The 21,428-nt window shown below is 57.7% G+C and carries 17 protein-coding genes and 2 pseudogenes; 11 read left to right on the forward strand and 8 right to left on the reverse strand.

Features of this window, described 5'->3' with window-relative positions; translation table 11 throughout:
- The first annotated feature begins 10 nt into the window (after window positions 1-10).
- The 11 genes and pseudogenes from OU997_RS10700 to hemE all read left to right on the forward strand — a co-directional run bounded on the left by OU997_RS10700 (window position 11) and on the right by hemE (window position 15,574).
- Window positions 11-1,075, forward strand: coding sequence for a pilus assembly protein PilM (locus OU997_RS10700; RefSeq protein ID WP_108486818.1), 1,065 nt, complete (start codon window positions 11-13; stop codon window positions 1,073-1,075).
- The gene (locus OU997_RS10705) at window positions 1,075-1,644 is read left to right on the forward strand and encodes a PilN domain-containing protein (protein WP_267806509.1); all 570 of its coding nucleotides are present in this window, start codon (window positions 1,075-1,077) and stop codon (window positions 1,642-1,644) included. Before OU997_RS10700 ends, OU997_RS10705 begins: the two co-directional genes overlap by 1 nt.
- Window positions 1,644-2,267 (forward strand): type 4a pilus biogenesis protein PilO, encoded by a 624-nt coding sequence (gene pilO, locus OU997_RS10710; protein WP_267806510.1) that lies wholly within the window; start codon window positions 1,644-1,646, stop codon window positions 2,265-2,267. The genes OU997_RS10705 and pilO overlap by 1 nt, the downstream gene beginning before the upstream one ends.
- Window positions 2,264-2,785, forward strand: coding sequence for a type 4a pilus biogenesis lipoprotein PilP (gene pilP, locus OU997_RS10715; RefSeq protein ID WP_267806512.1), 522 nt, complete (start codon window positions 2,264-2,266; stop codon window positions 2,783-2,785). Before pilO ends, pilP begins: the two co-directional genes overlap by 4 nt.
- Before the next feature lie 101 nt (window positions 2,786-2,886).
- Window positions 2,887-4,935 (forward strand): type IV pilus secretin PilQ, encoded by a 2,049-nt coding sequence (gene pilQ, locus OU997_RS10720; RefSeq protein WP_420713275.1) that lies wholly within the window; start codon window positions 2,887-2,889, stop codon window positions 4,933-4,935.
- A gap of 4 nt (window positions 4,936-4,939) precedes the next feature.
- Window positions 4,940-5,458, forward strand: a complete 519-nt coding sequence (gene aroK, locus OU997_RS10725; protein WP_108486814.1) for a shikimate kinase AroK — start codon at window positions 4,940-4,942, stop codon at window positions 5,456-5,458.
- Window positions 5,459-5,509: 51 nt separating this feature from the next.
- Window positions 5,510-6,611: pseudogene (gene aroB, locus OU997_RS10730) on the forward strand (3-dehydroquinate synthase).
- 10 nt (window positions 6,612-6,621) lie between these two features.
- Window positions 6,622-8,220, forward strand: coding sequence for an AAA family ATPase (locus OU997_RS10735; RefSeq protein ID WP_267806517.1), 1,599 nt, complete (start codon window positions 6,622-6,624; stop codon window positions 8,218-8,220).
- A 240-nt stretch (window positions 8,221-8,460) separates the two neighbouring features.
- Complete coding sequence (gene gltB, locus OU997_RS10740) at window positions 8,461-12,909, forward strand: glutamate synthase large subunit (protein ID WP_108486811.1); 4,449 nt, start codon at window positions 8,461-8,463, stop codon at window positions 12,907-12,909.
- 34 nt (window positions 12,910-12,943) lie between these two features.
- Window positions 12,944-14,362: an FAD-dependent oxidoreductase gene (locus tag OU997_RS10745; RefSeq protein WP_267806519.1), complete on the forward strand. Its 1,419-nt coding sequence runs from the start codon at window positions 12,944-12,946 to the stop codon at window positions 14,360-14,362.
- A 144-nt stretch (window positions 14,363-14,506) separates the two neighbouring features.
- Window positions 14,507-15,574: a uroporphyrinogen decarboxylase gene (gene hemE / locus OU997_RS10750; protein ID WP_108486809.1), complete on the forward strand. Its 1,068-nt coding sequence runs from the start codon at window positions 14,507-14,509 to the stop codon at window positions 15,572-15,574.
- Window positions 15,575-15,628: 54 nt separating this feature from the next.
- Here the strand turns inward: hemE and OU997_RS10755 are convergent, their stop codons facing one another.
- The 8 genes and pseudogenes from OU997_RS10755 to OU997_RS10790 form a co-directional block, all read right to left on the reverse strand.
- Complete coding sequence (locus tag OU997_RS10755; RefSeq protein ID WP_267806521.1) at window positions 15,629-15,958, reverse strand: c-type cytochrome; 330 nt, start codon at window positions 15,956-15,958, stop codon at window positions 15,629-15,631.
- Entirely contained in the window at window positions 15,948-16,391 is a 444-nt protein-coding gene (locus tag OU997_RS10760) for an excinuclease (protein WP_108486807.1), read from the reverse strand. Before OU997_RS10760 ends, OU997_RS10755 begins: the two co-directional genes overlap by 11 nt.
- Before the next feature lie 131 nt (window positions 16,392-16,522).
- Window positions 16,523-17,758 (reverse strand): beta-ketoacyl-ACP synthase, encoded by a 1,236-nt coding sequence (locus OU997_RS10765; RefSeq protein WP_267806524.1) that lies wholly within the window; start codon window positions 17,756-17,758, stop codon window positions 16,523-16,525.
- Window positions 17,758-18,486: a 3-oxoacyl-ACP reductase FabG gene (gene fabG / locus OU997_RS10770; RefSeq protein ID WP_267809892.1), complete on the reverse strand. Its 729-nt coding sequence runs from the start codon at window positions 18,484-18,486 to the stop codon at window positions 17,758-17,760. Before fabG ends, OU997_RS10765 begins: the two co-directional genes overlap by 1 nt.
- 14 nt (window positions 18,487-18,500) lie before the next feature.
- Window positions 18,501-18,965: a hotdog family protein gene (locus OU997_RS10775; RefSeq protein WP_267806526.1), complete on the reverse strand. Its 465-nt coding sequence runs from the start codon at window positions 18,963-18,965 to the stop codon at window positions 18,501-18,503.
- Window positions 18,962-20,202 (reverse strand): annotated as a pseudogene (locus OU997_RS10780) (beta-ketoacyl-[acyl-carrier-protein] synthase family protein). The gene OU997_RS10775 and the pseudogene OU997_RS10780 overlap by 4 nt, the downstream one beginning before the upstream one ends.
- Entirely contained in the window at window positions 20,202-20,702 is a 501-nt protein-coding gene (locus tag OU997_RS10785) for a DUF3261 domain-containing protein (RefSeq protein WP_108486804.1), read from the reverse strand. The pseudogene OU997_RS10780 and the gene OU997_RS10785 overlap by 1 nt, the downstream one beginning before the upstream one ends.
- Entirely contained in the window at window positions 20,702-21,427 is a 726-nt protein-coding gene (locus OU997_RS10790; RefSeq protein WP_267806527.1) for a class I SAM-dependent methyltransferase, read from the reverse strand. The genes OU997_RS10785 and OU997_RS10790 overlap by 1 nt, the downstream gene beginning before the upstream one ends.
- Between the last annotated feature and the right edge of the window lies 1 nt (window position 21,428).

The raw sequence follows: 21,428 nt of genomic DNA on the forward strand, positions 1-21,428 counted from the left end.
GAAATCGGTCGTGCTAGGGCTCTTCAATAAGAAAGCGAATACGCTACTCGGGATCGATATCAGTTCGACCTCCGTCAAGCTCCTCGAATTGAGCCGCTCTGGAAGCCGCTTCAAGGTAGAGGCATACGCGGTCGAGCCGCTCCCGCCAAACGCAGTGGTTGAAAAGAACATTGCTGAGCTGGAGGGTGTCGGGCAGGCTCTTTCGCGTGTTTTGGCAAAAGCCAAGAGCGGTGTGAAAGTCGCCGCTGTAGCGGTTGCCGGCTCAGCCGTCATCACCAAGACCATCGAGATGGAAGCAGGTCTTTCAGATGATGAGCTGGAAAATCAGCTGAAGATTGAGGCCGATCAGTACATCCCCTATCCGCTAGAAGAAGTCGCAATCGACTTTGAAGAGCAAGGGCCATCTGCACGCAATGCTGATCGCGTTGAAGTCTTGCTCGCGGCATGTCGTAAAGAAAACGTTGAAGTGCGAGAGGCTGCCCTCGCTCTGGCAGGGCTTACAGCCAAGGTTGTTGATGTTGAAGCTTATGCGCTTGAACGCGCATATGGTCTGCTGGTTCAGCAGCTTGGCGGTGATCGCGACGAACTGACGGTTGCTGTTGTCGATATTGGCGCCACCATGACTACGTTAAGCGTGCTGCACAATGGCCGCACCATCTACACCCGCGAGCAACTGTTTGGCGGCAAGCAGCTCACTGAAGAGATCCAGCGCCGCTATGGTCTTTCCGTAGAAGAAGCAGGTCTTGCCAAAAAGCAAGGCGGCCTACCAGACGACTATGAAAGTGAAGTGTTGCAGCCGTTCAAAGAGGCGGTCGTTCAGCAAGTTGCCCGCTCTCTGCAGTTCTTCTTTGCGGCTGGCCAGTTCAATGATGTGGATTACATCTTACTGGCTGGCGGTACCGCATCAATTCCAGATCTAGATCGCCTTATTCAACAGAAAATAGGCACCCAGACACTGGTCGCCAATCCATTCGCTGAAATGGCATTAAGCAGCAAAGTTAATGCTGGTGCCCTTGCAAGCGATGCGCCCGCACTAATGATTGCCTGCGGTCTGGCGATGAGGAGTTTTGATTAATGGCACGTATTAACTTACTCCCATGGCGGGAGCAATTACGTGAGGAGCGTAAACAGCGTTTCCTTGTCACACTTGCTGGGGTTTTTATAGTTGCAGCAGGCTTTGTTTTTTTAGGGGATCAGTACCTAAGTTCGGCTATTGAGCGACAGACTTCTCGCAATGAATTTGTCAGCCAAGAAATTTCTGTTCTTGATGCGCGTATTAAAGAAATTAGTGAGCTGAAAACTCGAAGAGAACAGCTGCTGGAGAGAATGAAAATTATTCAGGATCTTCAGGGTAATCGACCGATAATCGGCCGTGTGTTCGATCAGTTGGTGCGAACCTTGCCAGATGGGGTTCATTTTACCGGTGTCAAAATGACGGCAAAGAACATTGCTATAGTTGGCGCTGCTGAGTCAAATAATCGCGTTTCAAACTTGATGCGAAATCTTGATGCTTCTGACTGGTTGGCATCCCCTAATCTGACTGAGGTCAAATCTGTGACGGTGGGCGCTGTTGATCAAGCCAATGTCTTTACGCTTAGTGTTCAGCAGACGCAGCCTGGTGCTGATAACGAGGAGGCTAAGTAATGAGTCTCAGTGATTCGCTCGAAAGTCTAAGAAATATTGATTTTAATGATCTTGATTTTAACAATATAGGTTCGTGGCCTTCTGCAATTAAATTTATAGCTGGGGTGGTTTTATTAGTTGCTGTTTTAGCCCTTGGTTATAATTTCCACTTGAAAGACCTGCAGTCGCAGCTTGAATTGCAACAGGCGCAAGAGTTGTCATTGAAAGAGCAATTCTCGACCAAGGCTTTTCAGGCTGCAAATTTAGAAGCGTATAAGGAACAAATGAAGGAGATGGAAGTTTCCTTCGGTGCGCTGCTAAAACAGTTGCCAAGTGATACTGAGGTTCCTGGGCTTCTTGAAGATATTACGAGGACCGGTCTGGGTAGTGGTCTTGAATTCGAAGAAATAAAGCTGATGCCTGAAGTGGTTCAGCAGTTTTATATTGAGTTGCCAATACAAATAAAGGTGGTGGGCTCGTATCACGATCTCGCGACATTTGTTAGTGGCGTTGCAAGTTTGCCTAGGATTGTTACCCTTCATGATTTCGATATTGTACCTGCGGAAGTGGATGGTGTTAGTACTCTTCGAATGAGTATCTTGGCTAAGACCTATCGATATAACGACAAAGGGCTTGTGAAATGAGAAGGGTTTCAGCTCTTGTTCTTTTTTGTTCGCTGATCACTGGGTGTGATTCTGCGGGTGATTTTTCGGATTTGCAGGCCTTTATGGATGAGGTGCGAGCTCGTCCCAAAGGTGCCATAGAACCTTTGCCAAAATTTCAGCCGTATGAAAGCTTTACATACAGTGCTGCATCTTTAAGAAATCCATTTCAGCCGCCGGTTAAGCTAGATCTTGAGGCTCGCTCGAAGGGGTCTCCTGACATAAGACCCGATGAGTCAAGGGTTAAGCAGTTTCTGGAAGAGTTCAATATTGAAACATTTCAAATGGTTGGAACCTTGTCCAATGAGGCTGGCGTCTTTGCTCTTGTAAGTGGCGCAAGTGGTGTCCATCGTATTCGCGTAGGTGATTATCTGGGGCGCAACCATGGGCGCGTTGTGGCGGTAGATGAAGCGAAGGTTGATGTCATTGAGATTGTGCCCGACGGTGAGGGGGGCTGGTTGGAGCGGCCGCGCAGCCTCTCTTTGAAGGAGCGCTCTTGATAGAGTTAGTCCGAGTTGGAAAAAATAATCGATTCTGCCTGCGAGATTTCTCAATGAATAACTATTTTTCATGCATTAGTATTTCTCTGTTCGCTGTTCTTATGTCTAAGGGTGTTTGTGCGGCGGAATTACAGTCTTTGGATGTCGCTGCGTTGCCTGGGGATCGGGTAGAGCTGAAGCTTGCATTTGATGAACCTATTTTGGCTCCACGTGGTTACACTATTGAACAGCCTGCGCGAATTGCTCTTGATTTGCCCGGTGTTTCGAATAAGTTGGGGGTTAAAAACAAGGAGTTGGGTGTAGGTAATGCTAGGAGTGTGACAGTTGTAGAGGCTAAAGATCGAACTAGGTTGATATTGAATTTGACTAATCTTGCGCCTTACACAACTCGAGCGGAAGGTAACAGTGTTTTTATTGTTGTTGGTGATCAGGCTTCGAGTGAAATAGTAAATGCGGCGCCTGTAATTGCACCAGTGGTTAAGTCTAATAAGGCTTATGCTTCCCCTAGTCGATCTGTAAAGGCAATAGATTTTCAGCGAGGTGAGCAGGGTGAAGGTAATGTAGTTGTAACGCTTTCTGATCCTGCTTTGAGCCCCGATATTCAGGATCAGGGTGGGAAAATTCGGTTGGTTTTCGCTAAGACCCAATTGCCTGAGTCGCTGCGTGTTCGTTTAGATGTTAAAGACTTTGCCACTCCAGTGCAGTTTGTGAGCGCCTCTGAGTCGGGGGGGCAGTCAAGTATTATAATTGAGCCTAGCGGCAGCTATGATTACTTGGCGTATCAGGCGGACGACAAACTTACTGTAAGTATTAAGCCGTTGACTCCTGATGAGGTTGATCGTCGCAAGAGTGAAAGTTTCGCTTACAGTGGTGAAAAGCTTTCTCTAAACTTTCAAGATATTGATGTGCGTTCCGTATTGCAGCTCATTGCTGACTTTACTGATCTGAATTTGGTTGCGAGTGATACTGTTAAGGGGAACATTACTCTGCGTCTCCAGAACGTGCCATGGGATCAGGCTTTAGACTTGGTGCTCAAAACAAAGGGGCTGGATAAACGTAAGGTTGGTAATGTTCTTCTTGTTGCGCCTGCCGACGAGATTGCGGCACGTGAGCGCCAAGAGTTAGAGGCCCAAAAACAGATCGCGGAGCTTGCTCCGTTACGTCGTGAGCTCATTCAGGTGAACTATGCCAAGGCTTCTGATATGGCAAAGCTATTTCAGTCTGTTACTAGCGCCGATGGTGCAAGCGATGATCGCGGTTCTATAACGGTAGATGATAGAACTAACAGTATTATTGCCTATCAGACGCAAGATCGTCTTGATGAGCTTCGCAGGATAGTTGCTCAGCTAGATGTTGCTGTTCGTCAAGTGATGATTGAGGCGCGTATTGTTGAGGCTAACGTTGATTATGACAAGGCGCTTGGGGTGAATTGGCGGGGTGCAAGCGTCGGTGATACAAGCTATGTAATAAGTGGTCGTGGTGGCAATCGAGTAGGCGCGCCTGGCTATGGGCAAAATATTCCTAATGTTCAGAATCCAACGCCTTCACTCGGTAACTTCGTTGATATGGGGGCTGCAGGTGCAACATCTGGGTTTGGTATAGGCTTTATTACCGACAACACTATTCTTGACTTAGAGCTTTCTGCGATGGAGAAAACCGGTAACGGAGAGGTTGTTTCTCAGCCAAAGGTTGTGACAGCAGACAAGGAAACGGCCAAAATTCTTAAGGGTTCTGAGGTTCCATATCAAGAAGCAAGCTCCAGTGGTGCAACGAGCACATCTTTTAAAGAGGCTGCACTGTCTTTAGAGGTTACGCCGCAGATTACGCCGGATAACCGTATTATTATTGAAGTTAAGGTGACTAAAGATGCACCTGATTTCTCCCAGGCTGCCTCAACTGGTGGTGTTCCCTCGATTTCTAAGAATGAGGTGAATGCGAAGGTGTTAGTGTCAGATGGTGAGACGATCGTTATTGGTGGTGTTTTTACAAATACTCAATCGAAGTCTGTTGATAAAGTTCCATTTCTTGGGGACGTTCCATATATCGGTCGCTTCTTCAAGCGTGATCTAGTTCAGGACAAGAAGTCAGAGCTGCTGATTTTCCTGACTCCGCGAATCATGAACAACCAAGCTGTCGCGGTGAGTCGTTGATTCAGTGCAAAATTTGATTCTTGTTGGCCCGATGGGGGCGGGAAAGAGCACCATCGGGCGTCTATTGGCTAAAGAGTTGCGGTTGCCGTTCAAGGATTCTGATAAGGAAATTGAGCAGCGCACAGGGGCGGATATTCCTTGGATATTCGATGTCGAGGGAGAGCAGGGCTTTCGTGAGCGTGAGCAGGCGGTAATAGTCGAACTCTGTGATGTTGATGGCATGGTATTAGCGACGGGGGGCGGTGCGGTTATGCGTGCTGAAAACCGCGCGGCTCTGAAGCGTGGTGGCCATGTGGTTTATTTGCATGCTTCTGTTGAGCAGCAGGTGGATCGCACTTCGCGAGACCGCAATCGACCGTTGTTGCGTGCGGCAGATCCAGGCAAGGTTTTGGCAGAGCTGTTCGCGGTTCGTGATCCGCTGTACCGCGAGGTTGCCGATATTGTCGTGGAAACCGACGAGCGTCCTCCGCGTTTGGTCGTGCAAGAGATTCTTGAGCGCCTTGCGGTGCTTTCTCCCCGTTAAAGCGCAGGCGTAACTGCGCTATCCTAGCCCCCTTTGTTATCTGGGGGTTTTATGCAGACTCTTCATGTCGATCTTGGTGAACGCAGCTATCCGATCTATATCGGTGCCGAGCTGTTGGCTCGTGCTGATTTGTTGGCGGCCCATATTGTCGGTCGACAAGTCGCGATAGTGACCAATGAGACAGTTGCTCCCCTTTACCTTGCTGCGCTTGAGCGTTCGCTCGCAGGCTATGCCGTTGCCTCTGTTGTTTTGCCTGATGGTGAGAGTTACAAAACCTGGGAAACACTGCAGCTGGTTTTTGATGGACTGCTGGGGGCGCGACATGATCGACGCACAACGGTGATTGCCCTGGGGGGGGGTGATTGGTGATATGGCGGGTTTTGCGGCTGCCTGTTATCAGCGTGGCGTGAATTTTATCCAGGTACCGACAACGCTATTGTCCCAGGTCGATTCATCCGTTGGCGGCAAGACGGGTATTAATCATCCGCTGGGTAAAAATATGGTGGGCGCGTTTTACCAGCCGCAAGCCGTGTTGATTGATACGGCCACGCTGGTTACTTTGCCGGCTCGTGAGCTATCTGCTGGTCTTGCGGAAGTAATCAAGTATGGCCTGATATGTGACGAGCCTTTCCTGTCCTGGCTTGAGGAGCACATGCTTGCATTGCGTTGTCTGGATCAGCAGGCGTTGACGGCCGCTATTGCTCACTCCTGTGCTGCCAAGGCGCGGGTGGTGGCTGCGGATGAGCGTGAGTCTGGTGTGCGTGCCACCTTGAACCTCGGGCACACTTTTGGCCATGCCATAGAGACGCATCAGGGTTACGGTGTCTGGTTGCATGGTGAGGCTGTTGCCGCCGGTACGGTCATGGCGTTGGATATGTCCGAGCGCCTGGGCTGGATTACGGCTGCTGAGCGTGAGCGGGTGGTGCGCTTATTTGTCACGGCCGGTTTGCCTGTGGTGCCGCCGCAAGATATGACAGCCGAGGATTTTATGGAGCATATGGCGGTCGACAAAAAGGTCCTCGATGGCAAATTGCGCTTGGTGTTGTTGCGCGGCTTGGGCGAGGCGGTGGTAACCGGTGACTTTCCCCGGGAAATTTTGAATGCCACGCTGAGCGCAGATTATGCGGCGCAGCTGGCTCAGCTTAAAAACTAACGAGTGGCCCATGACAAGTTTGCATGCTGACGAGGCGTTTCTCGATCACTACCAGTTCACTCATGACCCCTTCGCATCGCGAGTGCCAGGGTTCAAGTTCTTTCCAGCGCAGCGCAAGCCGGTATTGGGGCAGCTGCATCACCTGGCGCGCTACAGCCAGTTGTTGTTGGTGGTCAGCGGCCCGGATGGCAGCGGTAAGACGCTGCTGCGTCAGGCGTTGGTAGCGAGTACCAACAAGCAGGCCGTGCAGAGCATTGTGGTTTCTGCGAAGGGCTCTTCTGATCCTGCAAGCATTCTGCGTCAGGTTGCTCAGGGCTTGCAGGTGCAGCGTCCAGAGTTGCCGGCGATTCTGGCGCAGGTCGGTCAGTTGGCGCTGACTGGGCAGGAAGTTTATGTGCTGGTCGATGATGCTGAGGACCTCAGTGATGCCGCGCTGACCAGTCTGTTGAGTTTGGCTGTTGGCAATGCCGAGGGGCGGCCTCACGTCTTTCTGTTCGCCGAGTCGCAGTTGTTGCTGCGTCTTGAGCAGGTTGCTGCGGGCGATGAATGCTTCCACGTCATTGAGCTGCAACCCTATAGCGAAGACGAGACCCGGGAGTACATGGCGCAGCGCCTTGAGGGAGCTGGGCAGGGAATTGAACTCTTCAGTGATGATCAGGTTGCCGACATTCATGAGCAGTCCGGCGGTTGGCCGGGTGCGATTAACCAGGTCGCCCGCGAAATACTGCTGGATTCGATGCTGGCGCGGCGCGGTGCGGCGAGCCGTGGTGGGTTTGCCTTTAGTCTGCCGCGCAAGCATTTGCTGGCGCTGTGTGTCGTCGCTATCGGTATTCTCGCCGCCTGGTTTATGCAGGGACGTGTGGTTGAGGATGTCGAGGCGCCAGTGATTGCGCAGTTGCCCCTGGGCGGCGCTGTGCCACCGGCTGTGGCAGTGGATGCGGCAGCGCCTGCTGCGCCTGCGGTTGCACCTGCTATTCAGTTTGAGGGGGCCAACCAGCCGTTGCCGCTGCCTTTGGTGGGTGAGGCGCAACCGGTGATACGTGAGCCTCTGGCTCAGGCGGCTGGATTGAGCGGTGCGGAGGAGTCAGATGTGGCGGGTGCGGCCACAGCTCCTGAGCTGGTAGCTGAGGCTGCTCCGGTGCGATCTGCGACGATCCCGGGCGTCCCGGTTACGCCAGTTGCACCTCCTGTGGCTGAACCTGTGAGAGTTGCACCGCCGGTCGCTCCGGTGGTCAAGCCCGTGGCGCCAGTTGTTGCTGCTGCGCCATTAAGTAAGCCGTCGGTCTCAGTTGCTCCGGCCAAGCCCGCGGCCTCGGCGGTGGGGGGCGACTGGTATGCAGCCCAGGCTGGTTCGCGTTTTACCCTGCAGATCCTCGGTGCGCGACTGGAAAGTGGTGCGCAGGCTTTTGTAAAAGCCCATGGCGCGGATTACCACTATTTCAAGAAGCAGCATCAGGGTAAGCCGCTGTACGTGGTGACGTATGGCAGCTTTGCAACCCGTGAGGCGGCTCAGGCGGCCTTGCGCACCCTGCCCGCCAAGGTGCAGGCTGGTAAGCCATGGCCGCGCAACTTTGCTGGGATCCAGCAAGAGATTGCTCAGGCGCGCTAGCTGATACACTTCAGCGCTTGCGCTGACCGGTTGGTCGCTACCACGACCTTCCGGTCTAATCCTTCGTTTTCGCGACATATGTTTTCAAGGCGTCGTCACTAAGATTTGTGACGGCCTAGGTGGGTATGTACAATGACCACCCTTTCGCCTGCGCAAAGCTGGGGCTTCGTCCTGCGCGTATGGTAAGTGGTTGAATTAGAAAGTAATTGCCTTGTGATAGGCCGTCTGGTGAGAGTCCCTATGAAAGCAGGTTTGTACCGTCCTGATGAGTTCAAGGATAACTGCGGCTTCGGCCTGATCGCCCACATGCAGGGTGAGGCTAGCCATCACCTGCTGCAGACCGCGATTGAAGCCCTGACATGCATGACCCACCGTGGCGGGATTAACGCCGACGGTAAGACCGGTGACGGTTGTGGTCTGCTGATCCAGAAGCCTGATGCTTTCCTGCGGGCTATGGCCCAGCAGCACTTTGCCGTCGAATTGCCCAAGCAGTACGCCGTCGGCATGGTCTTCTTCAACCAAGATCCGGTGAAGGCTGAAGCCGCCCGCGCCAACATGAATCGCGAGATTCTCGCTGCCGGCCTGAGTTTAGTCGGCTGGCGCAAGGTGCCAATCGATACCAGCGTGCTTGGCCGCCTGGCGCTTGAGCGTCTACCGCAGATTGAGCAGGTGTTTATCGGGGGCGAAGGCCTGTCCGATCAGGAATTCGCGATCAAGCTGTTCAGCGCGCGTCGTCGTTCTTCGGTGGCTAACGCTGCGGACAGTGATCACTACATTTGCAGCTTTTCGCACAAGACCATCATCTACAAAGGGTTGATGATGCCGGCCGACCTGCAGCAGTTCTACCCAGACTTGGGTGACGAGCGCCTGCAGACCGCCATTTGCGTATTCCACCAGCGCTTCTCCACCAACACCCTGCCGAAATGGCCGCTGGCGCAGCCGTTCCGCTTCCTGGCGCACAACGGTGAAATCAACACCATCACCGGTAACCGCAACTGGGCGCAGGCGCGCCGCATGAAGTTCGCCAACGACCAGATCTTTGATTTGGATGAGCTCGGCCCGCTGGTCAACCGCGTGGGTTCCGACTCCTCGAGCATGGACAACATGCTCGAGTTGATGGTCACCGGCGGCATCGACCTGTTCCGTGGCGTGCGCATGATCATTCCGCCAGCCTGGCAGAACGTCGAAACCATGGACGCCGATCTGCGTGCGTTCTACGAATACAACTCCATGCACATGGAGCCCTGGGATGGCCCGGCCGGTGTGGTACTCACCGATGGCCGTTACGCCGTGTGCTTGCTTGACCGTAACGGCCTGCGTCCGGCGCGCTGGGTTACGACCAAGAACGGCTACATCACCCTGGCGTCGGAAATCGGCGTGTGGAACTACGCGCCCGAAGACGTCTTGGCCAAGGGCCGCGTCGGGCCGGGTCAGATCCTCGCCGTGGACACCGAAACCGGGCAGATCCTCGGCAGCGACGACATCGACAACCGCCTGAAGTCGCGCCACCCCTACAAGCAGTGGATGCGCAAGAGTGCCCAGCGCATTCAGGCGACTCTGGAAGACCGTGACCATGGTTCGGCGTTCTACGATGTCGATCAGCTCAAGCAGTACATGAAGATGTACCAGGTCACCTTCGAGGAGCGTGATCAGGTGCTGCGCCCGCTGGGCGAGCAGGGCCAGGAAGCCGTCGGTTCCATGGGTGACGACACGCCGATGGCCGTGCTCAGCCAGCGCGTACGTTCACCGTATGACTACTTCCGCCAGCAGTTCGCGCAGGTCACCAACCCGCCGATCGACCCGCTGCGTGAAGCCATCGTCATGTCGCTGGAGATCTGCCTCGGTGCCGAGCGCAATATCTTCGAAGAGTCACCTGAGCACGCTGCGCGGGTGATTCTCAGCAGCCCGGTGATTTCGCCGGCCAAGTGGCGCGCCTTGATGAACCTGGATCGCCCGGGCTTCGAGCGTCAGCTGATCGACATGAACTACGACGAGTCGCTCGGCCTGGAAGCCGCCGTGCGCAACATGGCCGATCAGGCTGAAGAAGCCGTGCGCGCCGGTAAGGTGCTGCTGGTGCTGTCGGACCGTCATATCGCCCCAGGCAAGCTGCCGGCCCACGCCTCGCTGGTGACCGGTGCGATTCACCACCGTCTGACCGAGAAAGGCCTGCGTTGTGACTGCAACATCCTGGTCGAAACTGCGACCGCTCGCGATCCGCATCACTATGCCGTGCTGCTCGGCTTCGGCGCGTCGGCGGTTTATCCGTTCCTGGCTTACGAAGTGCTGGGCGACCTGATCCGCACTGGCGAAGTGCTCGGCGATCTGTATGAAGTGTTCAAGCACTACCGCAAAGGCATCTCCAAAGGCCTGCTGAAGATCCTGTCGAAGATGGGTATCTCCACTGTTGCTTCTTATCGTGGTGCGCAGCTGTTCGAAGCGGTCGGCCTGGCCGATGACGTCACCGAACTGTGCTTCCGCGGTGTGGCCAGCCGCATCAAGGGCGCGCGCTTCGTCGATATCGAAAACGAGCAGAAGCTGCTCGCGGCCGAAGCCTGGAACGCGCGCAAGTCGATCCAGCAAGGCGGCTTGCTCAAGTTCGTTTACGGCGGCGAGTACCACGCCTACAACCCGGATGTGGTCAACACCCTGCAGGCGGCGGTGCAGCAAGGTAGCTACGAAAAATTCAAGGAATACACCACGCTGGTCGACACCCGTCCGGTGTCGATGCTGCGCGACCTGCTTAAACTGAAGCTGGCCGACCAGCCAATCGCGCTGGATCAGGTTGAGCCACTGGGCGATATCCTTAAGCGCTTTGACTCTGCTGGGATTTCCCTCGGCGCGTTGTCGCCGGAAGCGCACGAAGCCATTGCTGAGGCGATGAACCGTCTGGGCGCACGCTCCAACTCCGGTGAGGGCGGTGAAGACCCGGCCCGTTACGGCACCGTGCGCAGCTCGAAGATCAAGCAGGTGGCCACCGGCCGTTTTGGCGTGACCCCGGAATACCTGGTCAACGCCGAAGTGCTGCAGATCAAGGTGGCTCAGGGCGCCAAGCCCGGCGAGGGTGGCCAGCTGCCGGGCGGCAAGGTCAACGGTCTGATCGCCAAACTGCGTTATGCCGTGCCGGGCGTGACCCTGATTTCGCCACCGCCGCACCACGACATCTATTCCATCGAAGACCTGGCGCAGCTGATCTATGACCTCAAGCAGGTCAACCCGGCCGCGCTGGTTTCGGTCAAGCTGGTGGCGGAAGCCGGTGTCGGCACCATCGCCGCCGGTGTTGCCAAGGCCTATGCCGACCTGATCACCATCTCCGGTTACGACGGTGGCACCGGTGCATCGCCGCTGACCTCGATCAAGTACGCCGGTGCGCCGTGGGAACTCGGCCTGGCCGAAACCCACCAAACCCTGCGCGGCAACGACCTGCGCGGCAAGGTGCGGGTACAGACTGACGGTGGCTTGAAGACCGGCCTCGACGTGATCAAGGCCGCCATCCTTGGCGCCGAAAGCTTCGGCTTCGGTACTGCGCCGATGATCGCTCTGGGCTGTAAATACCTGCGCATCTGTCACCTGAACAACTGCGCCACCGGCGTGGCGACGCAGAACGACAAGCTGCGCAAGGATCACTTCATCGGCACCGTCGAAATGGTGATGAACTTCTTCACCTATGTGGCCGAAGAAACCCGTGAGTGGCTGGCCAAGCTGGGTGTTCGCAGCCTGGAAGAGCTGATCGGGCGTACCGATCTTCTGGAAATGCTGCCGGGCGAAACTGCCAAGCAGGGTCATCTTGACCTGACGCCGCTGCTCGGCAGCGACCACATTCCTGCCGACAAGCCGCAGTTCTGCCTGGTTGATCGCAACCCGCCGTTCGACGAAGGCCTGCTGGCTGAGAAAATGGTTGAGTTGGCCAAGCCGGCAATCGAGGCTGCCAGTGGCGCTGAGATTGATCTGGACATCTGCAACTGCGACCGTTCCATCGGTGCCCGTGTCTCCGGCGAAATTGCCCGCAAACACGGTAACCAGGGTATGACCCATGCACCGATTACCTTCCGCTTCAAAGGCACTGCGGGCCAGAGCTTCGGCGTGTGGAACGCCGGTGGCCTGAACCTGTACCTGGAAGGCGATGCCAACGACTACGTCGGCAAGGGCATGACCGGTGGCAAACTGGTGATCACCCCGCCGAAAGGCAGCCCGTTCAAGACCCAGGACAGTGCCATCATCGGTAACACCTGCCTGTACGGCGCCACTGGCGGCAAGCTGTTCGCAGCCGGTACTGCGGGCGAACGTTTCGCCGTGCGTAACTCCGGTGCGCACACGGTGGTGGAAGGCACGGGCGACCATTGCTGCGAATACATGACCGGCGGCTTTGTCTGCGTACTGGGCAAAACCGGCTACAACTTCGGTTCTGGCATGACCGGCGGTTTCGCCTATGTGCTCGATCTGGATAACAGCTTCTATGACCGCGTTAACCACGAGCTGGTGGAAATTCAGCGGATCAACAATGAGTCGATGGAGGCTTACCGTAGCCACCTGGAGCGTGTACTCGTCGAGTACGTCCAGGAAACATCGAGTGAGTGGGGCGCGACCCTGCTGGAAAACCTGGACGACTACCTGCGCAAGTTCTGGCTGGTCAAACCGAAGGCGGCAAGCCTGAAGTCGTTGCTCTCCAGCACCCGTGCCAACCCGCAATAAGAATGCGCCTGAAGTGGTTTGATGAGGTATTGCAATGACTGAACGTCTGAATAACGACTTCCAGTTCATCGAAGTCGGGCGCAAAGACCCGAAGAAGAAACTGTTGCGTCAGCGTAAGAAAGAGTTCGTCGAGATCTACGACAACTTCAAGCCTGCGCAAGCGGCTGACCAGGCACACCGTTGCCTGGGCTGCGGCAACCCCTATTGCGAATGGAAGTGCCCGGTGCACAACTTCATTCCCAACTGGCTCAAGCTGGTGTCCGAGGGCAACATCCTCGCCGCCGCCGAACTGTCGCACCAGACCAACACCCTGCCGGAAGTCTGCGGCCGCGTGTGTCCGCAGGACCGTCTGTGCGAGGGTGCATGCACCCTCAATGACGGCTTCGGCGCGGTGACCATCGGCTCGGTGGAGAAGTACATCACCGACACGGCCTTTGCCATGGGCTGGCGTCCGGACATGTCGAAGGTCAAACCGACGGGCAAGCGTGTCGCGGTGATCGGTGCCGGTCCTGCCGGTCTCGGTTGCGCTGACGTGCTGGTGCGCAACGGTGTGACCCCGGTGGTGTTCGACAAGAACCCGGAAATCGGCGGCCTGCTGACCTTCGGCATCCCCGAGTTCAAGCTGGAGAAGAGCGTGCTGAGCAATCGCCGCGAAGTCTTCACCGGCATGGGCGTCGAGTTCCGCCTGAACACCGAGATCGGCACAGACATCACCATGCAGCAGCTGCTGGATGAGTACGATGCCGTGTTTATGGGCATGGGCACCTACACCTACATGAAGGGCGGCTTCCCCGGTGAAGACCTGCCGGGCGTTACCGATGCGCTGGATTTCCTCATCGCCAACGTCAACCGCAACCTCGGTTTCGAGAAGAACGCGGAAGACTTTATCGACATGAAAGGTAAGCGCGTGGTGGTTCTGGGTGGTGGTGACACCGCGATGGACTGCAACCGTACCTCGATTCGCCAGGGCGCCAAGTCGGTGACTTGCGCCTATCGCCGCGACGAAGAAAACATGCCGGGTTCGCGCAAGGAAGTGAAGAACGCCAAGGAAGAAGGGGTGAAATTCCTCTTCAACCGTCAGCCGATCGCTATCGTCGGTGAGGACAAGGTTGAAGGCGTGAAAGTGGTCGAGACCCGTCTCGGCGAGCCGGATGCCCGTGGCCGTCGCAGCCCCGAGCCGATTCCGGGCTCCGAGGAAATCATCCCGGCGGAAGCCGTGCTGATCGCGTTCGGTTTCCGTCCAAGCCCGGCGGCCTGGTTCAGCGATTTCAAGATCGACACCGACAGTCAAGGCCGTGTCGTTGCGCCCGAGCAGTCGCAGTTCAAGCACCAGACCAGCAACCCGAAGATCTTCGCCGGCGGCGACATGGTCCGTGGTTCCGATCTGGTGGTGACGGCAATCTTCGAAGGCAGGAACGCCGCCGAAGGTATCCTCGACTACCTCGGCGTGTAGGTTGGGTTGAGCGCAGCGAAGCCCAACGGCGGCCGTGACAAATTGACCCTATAGACAAAAGGCACGGCACCCGCCGTGCCTTTTGTTTTGTGCTCTGCGAAAATGCCCGCACTTTTTTACCGATTACTTCGACCGGGAACTGCCATGACCGCCCTGAAAAACGACCGTTTTCTTCGTGCCCTGCTCAAGCAGCCGGTGGACGTTACGCCTGTATGGATGATGCGTCAGGCAGGTCGTTATCTGCCCGAATACCGCGCCACTCGCGCCAAGGCCGGTAACTTCGTCAACTTGATGAAGAATCCGGAGCTGGCGTGCGAGGTCACCATTCAACCGCTGGACCGTTACCCGCAGTTGGATGCCGCGATTCTGTTCTCCGACATCCTGACCATCCCCGATGCCATGGGCCAGGGCCTGTATTTCGAGACCGGTGAAGGCCCGCGCTTTCAAAAAGTCATCAGCTCAATGGCTGATATCGAGGCGCTGCCGATCCCCGACCCTGAGCAGGACTTGGGGTATGTAATGGACGCCGTGCGCAATATCCGTCGTGAACTCAGTGGCCGTGTGCCGTTGATCGGCTTTACCGGCAGCCCCTGGACCCTGGCCACCTATATGGTCGAAGGCGGCTCGTCGAAGGACTTCCGCAAGTCCAAGGCCATGCTCTACGACAACCCGCAGGCCATGCATGCGCTGCTCGACAAGCTCGCGCAGTCGGTCACGGCCTACCTCAATGGGCAGATCAAGGCCGGCGCTCAGGCCGTGCAGATATTCGACTCCTGGGGCGGCAGCCTGTCAGCGGCGGCCTATCAGGAATTCTCCCTGGCCTACATGAAGAAGATTGTGGATGGCTTGATTCGCGAGCACGACGGTCGCCGTGTGCCGGTCATTCTGTTCACCAAGGGTGGCGGTCTGTGGTTAGAGTCGATGGCTGAAACCGGCGCTGAGGCACTGGGTTTGGACTGGACCTGCGACATCGGCAGCGCCCGCGCCCGCGTTGGCAACAAGGTGGCGCTGCAGGGCAACATGGACCCGAGCGTGCTGTACGCCAACCCGGCGGCGATTCGTGCTGAAGTCGGGCGTATTCTTGCCGCTTATGGTCATGGCAGTGGTCAGGTGTTCAACCTGGGGCACGGCATCACCCCGGAAGTTAACCCCGCCAATGCTGGCGCGTTCTTCGAAGCGGTGCATGAGCTGTCGGCGCAGTACCATCAGTAAACCTTGCACAAAACAAAGGCCGCTCATGCGGCCTTTGTTTTATCTGCGTGTTGCTCAGGGCTTACGCAACTCCCGCACAGCTTTTACCAGCGCCAGCTGTTCGGCTTCGCTGAGTGTGTCGGCGTAACCGGGCATGGCACCTGGACCTTCCTGAATGGCGTCGAGGATGTCACGGTCACTGTTGTTGTCCTGCCATTTGGCCTTGCTCAGGTTCTGCGCAAAGTACAACCAGCCGCGCATGGTGTTGGCGCGGCCGTCTTCGGCGTGGCATTTGGCGCAATGTTGTCGATACAACGCTTGGCCGTCTACGTCAGCCAGTGCGGGTACGCTACCGATCAGGGTCAATGCCATAAACAGGCCGATCAGGGAGCGCTTATTTGACATTGGCGAGGTTCCCTTTAAGTGCTACGCCTGCCATCAATGCACCGGCGTGGCATTCATACTTTTGGCTGTCTTTGTACTCAACGTGTTTGTAGTTGCTGGCGATATCCACGACCGCATTGGCCCCAGCAGCCTTGGCTGCTTTTTGCAGATGAACTAAGGCGGATTGCAAAGCCCAGTTGCAGGCGGCTTGATCGCTTTTGTTAAAAGCGTTGGTCTTTTTGCTGGTGGTTACACCGGCCTTAAGCACACTGCTCGACCCTGCCGGTTGGTTTCCTGCCAGGTAGAACTTAACACTGCCGTCGAGTCTGCCCGCACTCAGTGCTTCCTGAACGACTGCGTCAAACGGCAGAAAGTGGGTGGTGTCACGGGCCTGGCTGATGGCGGGGAACAAGCTGGTGCAGGCTGCTACGAGAATCCAGGATTTGGCGTTCATGGGGCGCTCCTTGTTATGAGGCTTTCTGGGGACTGCTTGTGAGTTGCGCAAAAGGGGATATCACCACAACCGGTGTAATCCAGCTGTTTTAAACCTAGCAGGGGCGACGTGCAGCAGACATTGCACAGTCCTCAGCTCCAGCGTTTAAAGATCAGCGAGGTATTCACCCCGCCAAAGGCGAAGTTGTTGTTCATCACGTACTGGTGGTTCATCTGGCGGAATTCACCGCGCAGGTAGTCGAGTTCGCCACAGGCCGGATCGACCGTGTCCAGGTTCAGGGTCGGCACATAGCTGTCGGCGTTCATCATTTCGATACTGAACCAGGACTCCAGCGCGCCGCAGGCACCCAGGGTGTGGCCGAAGTAGCTCTTCTGCGAGCTGATCGGCATCTGGCTGCCGAACAGTTCCTGGGTCGCCAGGGTTTCCGCGACGTCGCCCTGGTCGGTGGCGGTGCCGTGGCCGTTGACGTAACCGATGGCGGAAGGCGCTAAACCGGCATCCTGCAGCGCCAGCTCCATCGCCCCGCGCATGGTCGCCTGCACGGGTTTGGTGGCGTGTTGGCCGTCGGCGTTGCAGCCAAAGCCGACGATTTCGGCGTGGATGGTCGCGCCCCGCGCCAGTGCATGTTCCAGCTCTTCCAGCACCAGGATGCCGGCGCCTTCACCGATCACCAAACCATCGCGGCCGCTGTCATAAGGGCGCGGTGAGGTGTGCGGCGCGTCGTTTTTCAGGCTGGTGGCATAGAGCGCATCGAAGACCATGGCTTCGGTGGGGCACAGTTCCTCGGCACCGCCGGCGAGCATCATCGGCAGGCGGCCGAACTTGATCGCTTCATAGGCGTAGCCGATACCCTGGCTGCCACTGGTGCAGGCGCTGGAGGTGGGGATCAGGCGACCCTTGAGGCCGAAAAAGATGCTGATATTGGCGGCCGTGGTGTGCGGCATCATGCGGATATAGGAGTTGGCATTGAGGCCGTCGGCCACTGAGTTGAGCAGCATATTGCCGAATGCCTTGATCTCGTCGGTGCTGCCGGTGGAAGAGCCGCAGGCCACGCCCATACGACCGTCCTTGATCGACTCGTCACCGAGCAGGCCGGCATGTTCCAGCGCGCGCTCGGCGGCGTACACCACCAGCTTGGAGACGCGGCCCATGCTGCGGGTCTGTTTGCGGTTCCAATGCTTGGGGGTGACGAAATCGTCCACCGGGCCGCCGAGGCGGGTGTTCAGTTCGCTGAACCTGTCCCATTCGTGCATGTAGCGGATGCCACTTTTGCCGGCTCTAAAGTTGGCTTGAATCGTCGACCAGTCGCTGCCCAGCGAGGTCACCCCGGCCATGCCGGTGACTACCACCCGTTTGCATCCGTTCATCAGCACAACCCACCGTTCACCGCGAGGACCTGACGGGTAATGTAGGCCGCCTCCTCGGACATCAGAAAATTCACCGCGCCGGCCACTTCTTCCGGGGTGCCCATACGTTGCGCCGGCACCATCTTGAGGATTTCCTCGATGGGTACATCGGCATCGAGAATTTCGGTATCGATCAGTCCGGGTGCGACGCAGTTGACCGTGATCTTGCGCTTGCCCAGCTCGATCGCCAAGGCCTTGGCGGCACCGATGATGCCGGCCTTGGAGGCGCTGTAGTTGACCTGGCCGCGGTTGCCAATCAGCCCGGATACCGAAGTGATGCAGACGATGCGTCCGGCCTTGCGCCGTCGCACCATAGGCATGGTCAACGGATGCAGCACGTTATAGAAACCGTCCAGATTGGTGCGCATGACGATGTCCCAGTCGTCCTCGCTCAGCGCCGGGAAAGCACCGTCGCGGGTCAGGCCGGCATTACACACGACCCCATAATAGGCGCCGTGCCGCTCGACATCGGCCTCCAGCGCCGCGCGGCAGGCGGCGCGGTCGGACACGTCGAACTGCAGAATGCGCGCCTGCTGGCCTAGCTCAAGGATCTGCGCCTGCACCGCTTCGGCTTCCTCGCGGCGGGCGCGGCAATGCAGCACGATGTCATAGCCGCTTTTGGCCAGGCGCAGGGCAATCGCCCGGCCGATGCCACGGCTGGAGCCGGTGACCAGTATGGTTTCGCGCAGGGCTGCTGTTTCGCTCATGGCTGAGTTTCCTGAAATTCTTCCTGAAGGTAGCTGTCCACCTGGGGGGGGCGGAATACGTTAAGCCGGGCCAGGGCCTCGATGCCGGGACCGCGCAGCTGGCATTCGAACACGCCCATGCCGTTATCATCCTGCAGCGAGCGGCTCGCATGGATATGCAGCTCGGCTCCGGCCGGGAAACGTTCGACATTGCACTCGTACTTGCGTGTACCGAGCAGAAAGCCCAACTCCACCGGCTCGCCGCGCAGGCGCGCCTGGCAGCCGGCGTAGGCCGCCACGCTCTGCGCCATCAGCTCGATGCCGACCCAGGCCGGCAGGCTGCCGTCCTCCAGGTTGAACAGGCCGCCGTTGCGGATGGTCAGCTGGGTTTCGATGTCCTCGTCGCCAAAGCGCAGCACCTGATCGATCAGGATCATGTCACCGGCGTGGGGGATCAGTTCGGCGATTGGCCATTGGTTCATGTGTGTCTTCCCGGCGCTTCATTGCGCGTGTTATCCGCTTCATTCGCCAGCTCTTCACCCAGGAGCAGGCTGATATTGTTGCCGCCAAAGGCGAAGGAGTTACTCATCAGCCGGCGCGGGCGGTTGTTGCTCAGCGATGTGCCGGGCGCTACCAGATTCAGCGCCGGCAAGGCCGGGTCAGCTTGGCCGTCCCACAGGTGCGGGGGTAGCAACTGCTGCGGGTTGTAGGCGCTCAAGGTCAGCCAGCAGAAAGCCGCTTCCAGCGCCCCAGCCGCGCCCAGCGTATGGCCCACCAGGGATTTACTTGATGAACAGGGCACGCCGTGCGGAAAGATCGCCTGCACCGCGTGGCTTTCCATGGCGTCATTGTGGGGGGTGGCGGTGCCATGCAGGTTCAGATAATCGACCTGATCCGCGCTGATCCCGGCCGCCGCCAGAGCTTTGCGCATGGCTGCCTGGGCACCGAGGCCTTCGGGCTGCGGCGCGGAAATATGGTGGGCGTCTGAGCTGGCCCCGCCGCCAAGCAAGGTGATGGCGAGTCCGGCATTGTCCAGGGGGTTCTGCTCATCAAGAATACGGCCGCGCCCTCGCCGATATTGATGCCGTTGCGGTTTCGCGAAAATGGGTTGCAGCGTTCGGCCGAGACCGCCTCAAGCGCATAGAAGCCGTTCAGCGTGAGGCGACACAGGCTGTCCACCCCTCCGCAGATGACCGCATCACAGAGGCCGAGATTGAGCAGTCGCTGGGCGCTGAGCAACGCCCGCGCGCCTGAGGTGCAGGCGGTGGAAATACCGAAGCACGGTCCGCTGAGGCCCAGCCAGTCGCTCAGGAAGTTTGCGGGTGCGGCCAGTTCCTGTTGAGCGTAGTCATAGGATTCCGGTAACTGCCCGTGCGTAAGAAATTGGGTAATGCCTTGGCTGGCTTCTTCGATGCCAGAGGTACTGGTGCCTAGCACCACGCCAATACGCGCGGGACCGAAGCGTTTGATGGCCGTGCGCAGTTCGGGTTCGATTTCCTGCGCGGCAGCCAGCAGCAACTGGTTGTTGCGGCTTGTCGGGCGTCCGGGCAGCGATGGCAGTGCGCCGGGCACGGCGCCAACCGTGAGAACACGCTCATTGACCCAGCCGTTTTGCGGACGCATCCCGTGGTCATCGCCATTGAACAGCGCTGTTGCTACCGCCTGTTTGCCTTGGCCAAGGGCGCAGTTGAGGCCCAGGGCTGAGAGGTATGCGGCCATCAGGGTGCCTTGTCGTCAGGGAGAGGGCTGACCTGATAGATCAGATCGGGTGAACGGTTCAGGGTGAAATCCAGCGGCGCACGGTAACGGATTCGCCACTGTGGGTTAAGCCAGCGGGTGCCGTCTGCATCAAGTCGCCAGTGGTCAACCGGATACTGTCTGGGCAGTTGCGCGTCGGGCGTGAGGGCAAACAGCAGCGCGCTGAACAACTCGCGGGCTTCGGCGTTGGGCGGCAACAAGCCGTCGTTCTGCCACTGGCCGGCGCGCAACACCTGGCGTGCGAGGGGAACGCCGAGCGGGTCGAACAACGACGCGCGCAACCCCTCCGGCTCGTTCTGCAGCACCAACCACCAGGTTTGCTGGGTGGCGACCTGCTGGCGCTGCACCTGCAGGGCCAGCGGTAACGCCACCACCAGCGCAGGTGACGGGGCCAGCAGTGGCGTCTGCGCGGCGCAGGCCGCGAGCAGCAGGCACAGGCCGATAAGCCAAGCATGGCGCATCAGCTGCGTGGCTCCAGCGGCTTGCGCGCCACCACGTTGACCAGGGTTTCATGGCGTTGGCCGACCGGCTTGGGCTTCATCAAACCCCAGCGTTCCAGCAGGCCGAAGTCCTTGGCGCGGCTCCACCACAGGTAGGGGTAGGAGACATTGTCGGCAGCGAATTCGAAGCCTTGGCCGCGCAGCATGTCTAGATAGCCTTCGGCGCTTTTTTGCACCTGCATGGGGTGGCGGAACAGCCAGCGGATCACCCAGGTGTCGATGTAGTACTGGGTCGACTCGGCAAACAGCAGGTAGCCTCCCGGCTTGAGCACGCGCCAGAACTCGGCCAGGGCCTGTTCCTGCTCGACCAGGTGGTGGAAGGTCTGGTGACAGAACAGCAAATCAACGCTGGCATCGGCCAGGTCGATGGCCGCGCAGTCGCTGGCGATCAGTTGCACCTCCAGGCCCAGGCGCGCGGCCTCGGCACGTGAGCAGTCGAGGCTGTGCGGATCGGCATCCAGACCGATTATCCGCGCGGGCTTGAACGCCTCGGCGAGCAAGCCGAACGACTTGCCCTGGCCACAGCCGGCATCCAGCAACAGCGGTGACTCGGGTAGCGCAGAGGTGAACAGGCCGCGCAGGTCATTGATCGCCACGCGCAGCACATGGTGCTGCCAGACGTGGCTCTGCAAGAACCAGAAACCGAAGCGAGTTTCTTCGACGTAGGTAGCAGCCGGGTTGTGCATA

The organism is Pseudomonas sp. SL4(2022), assembly GCF_026625725.1.
In the GTDB taxonomy this organism is placed as follows: Bacteria; Pseudomonadota; Gammaproteobacteria; order Pseudomonadales; family Pseudomonadaceae; genus Aquipseudomonas.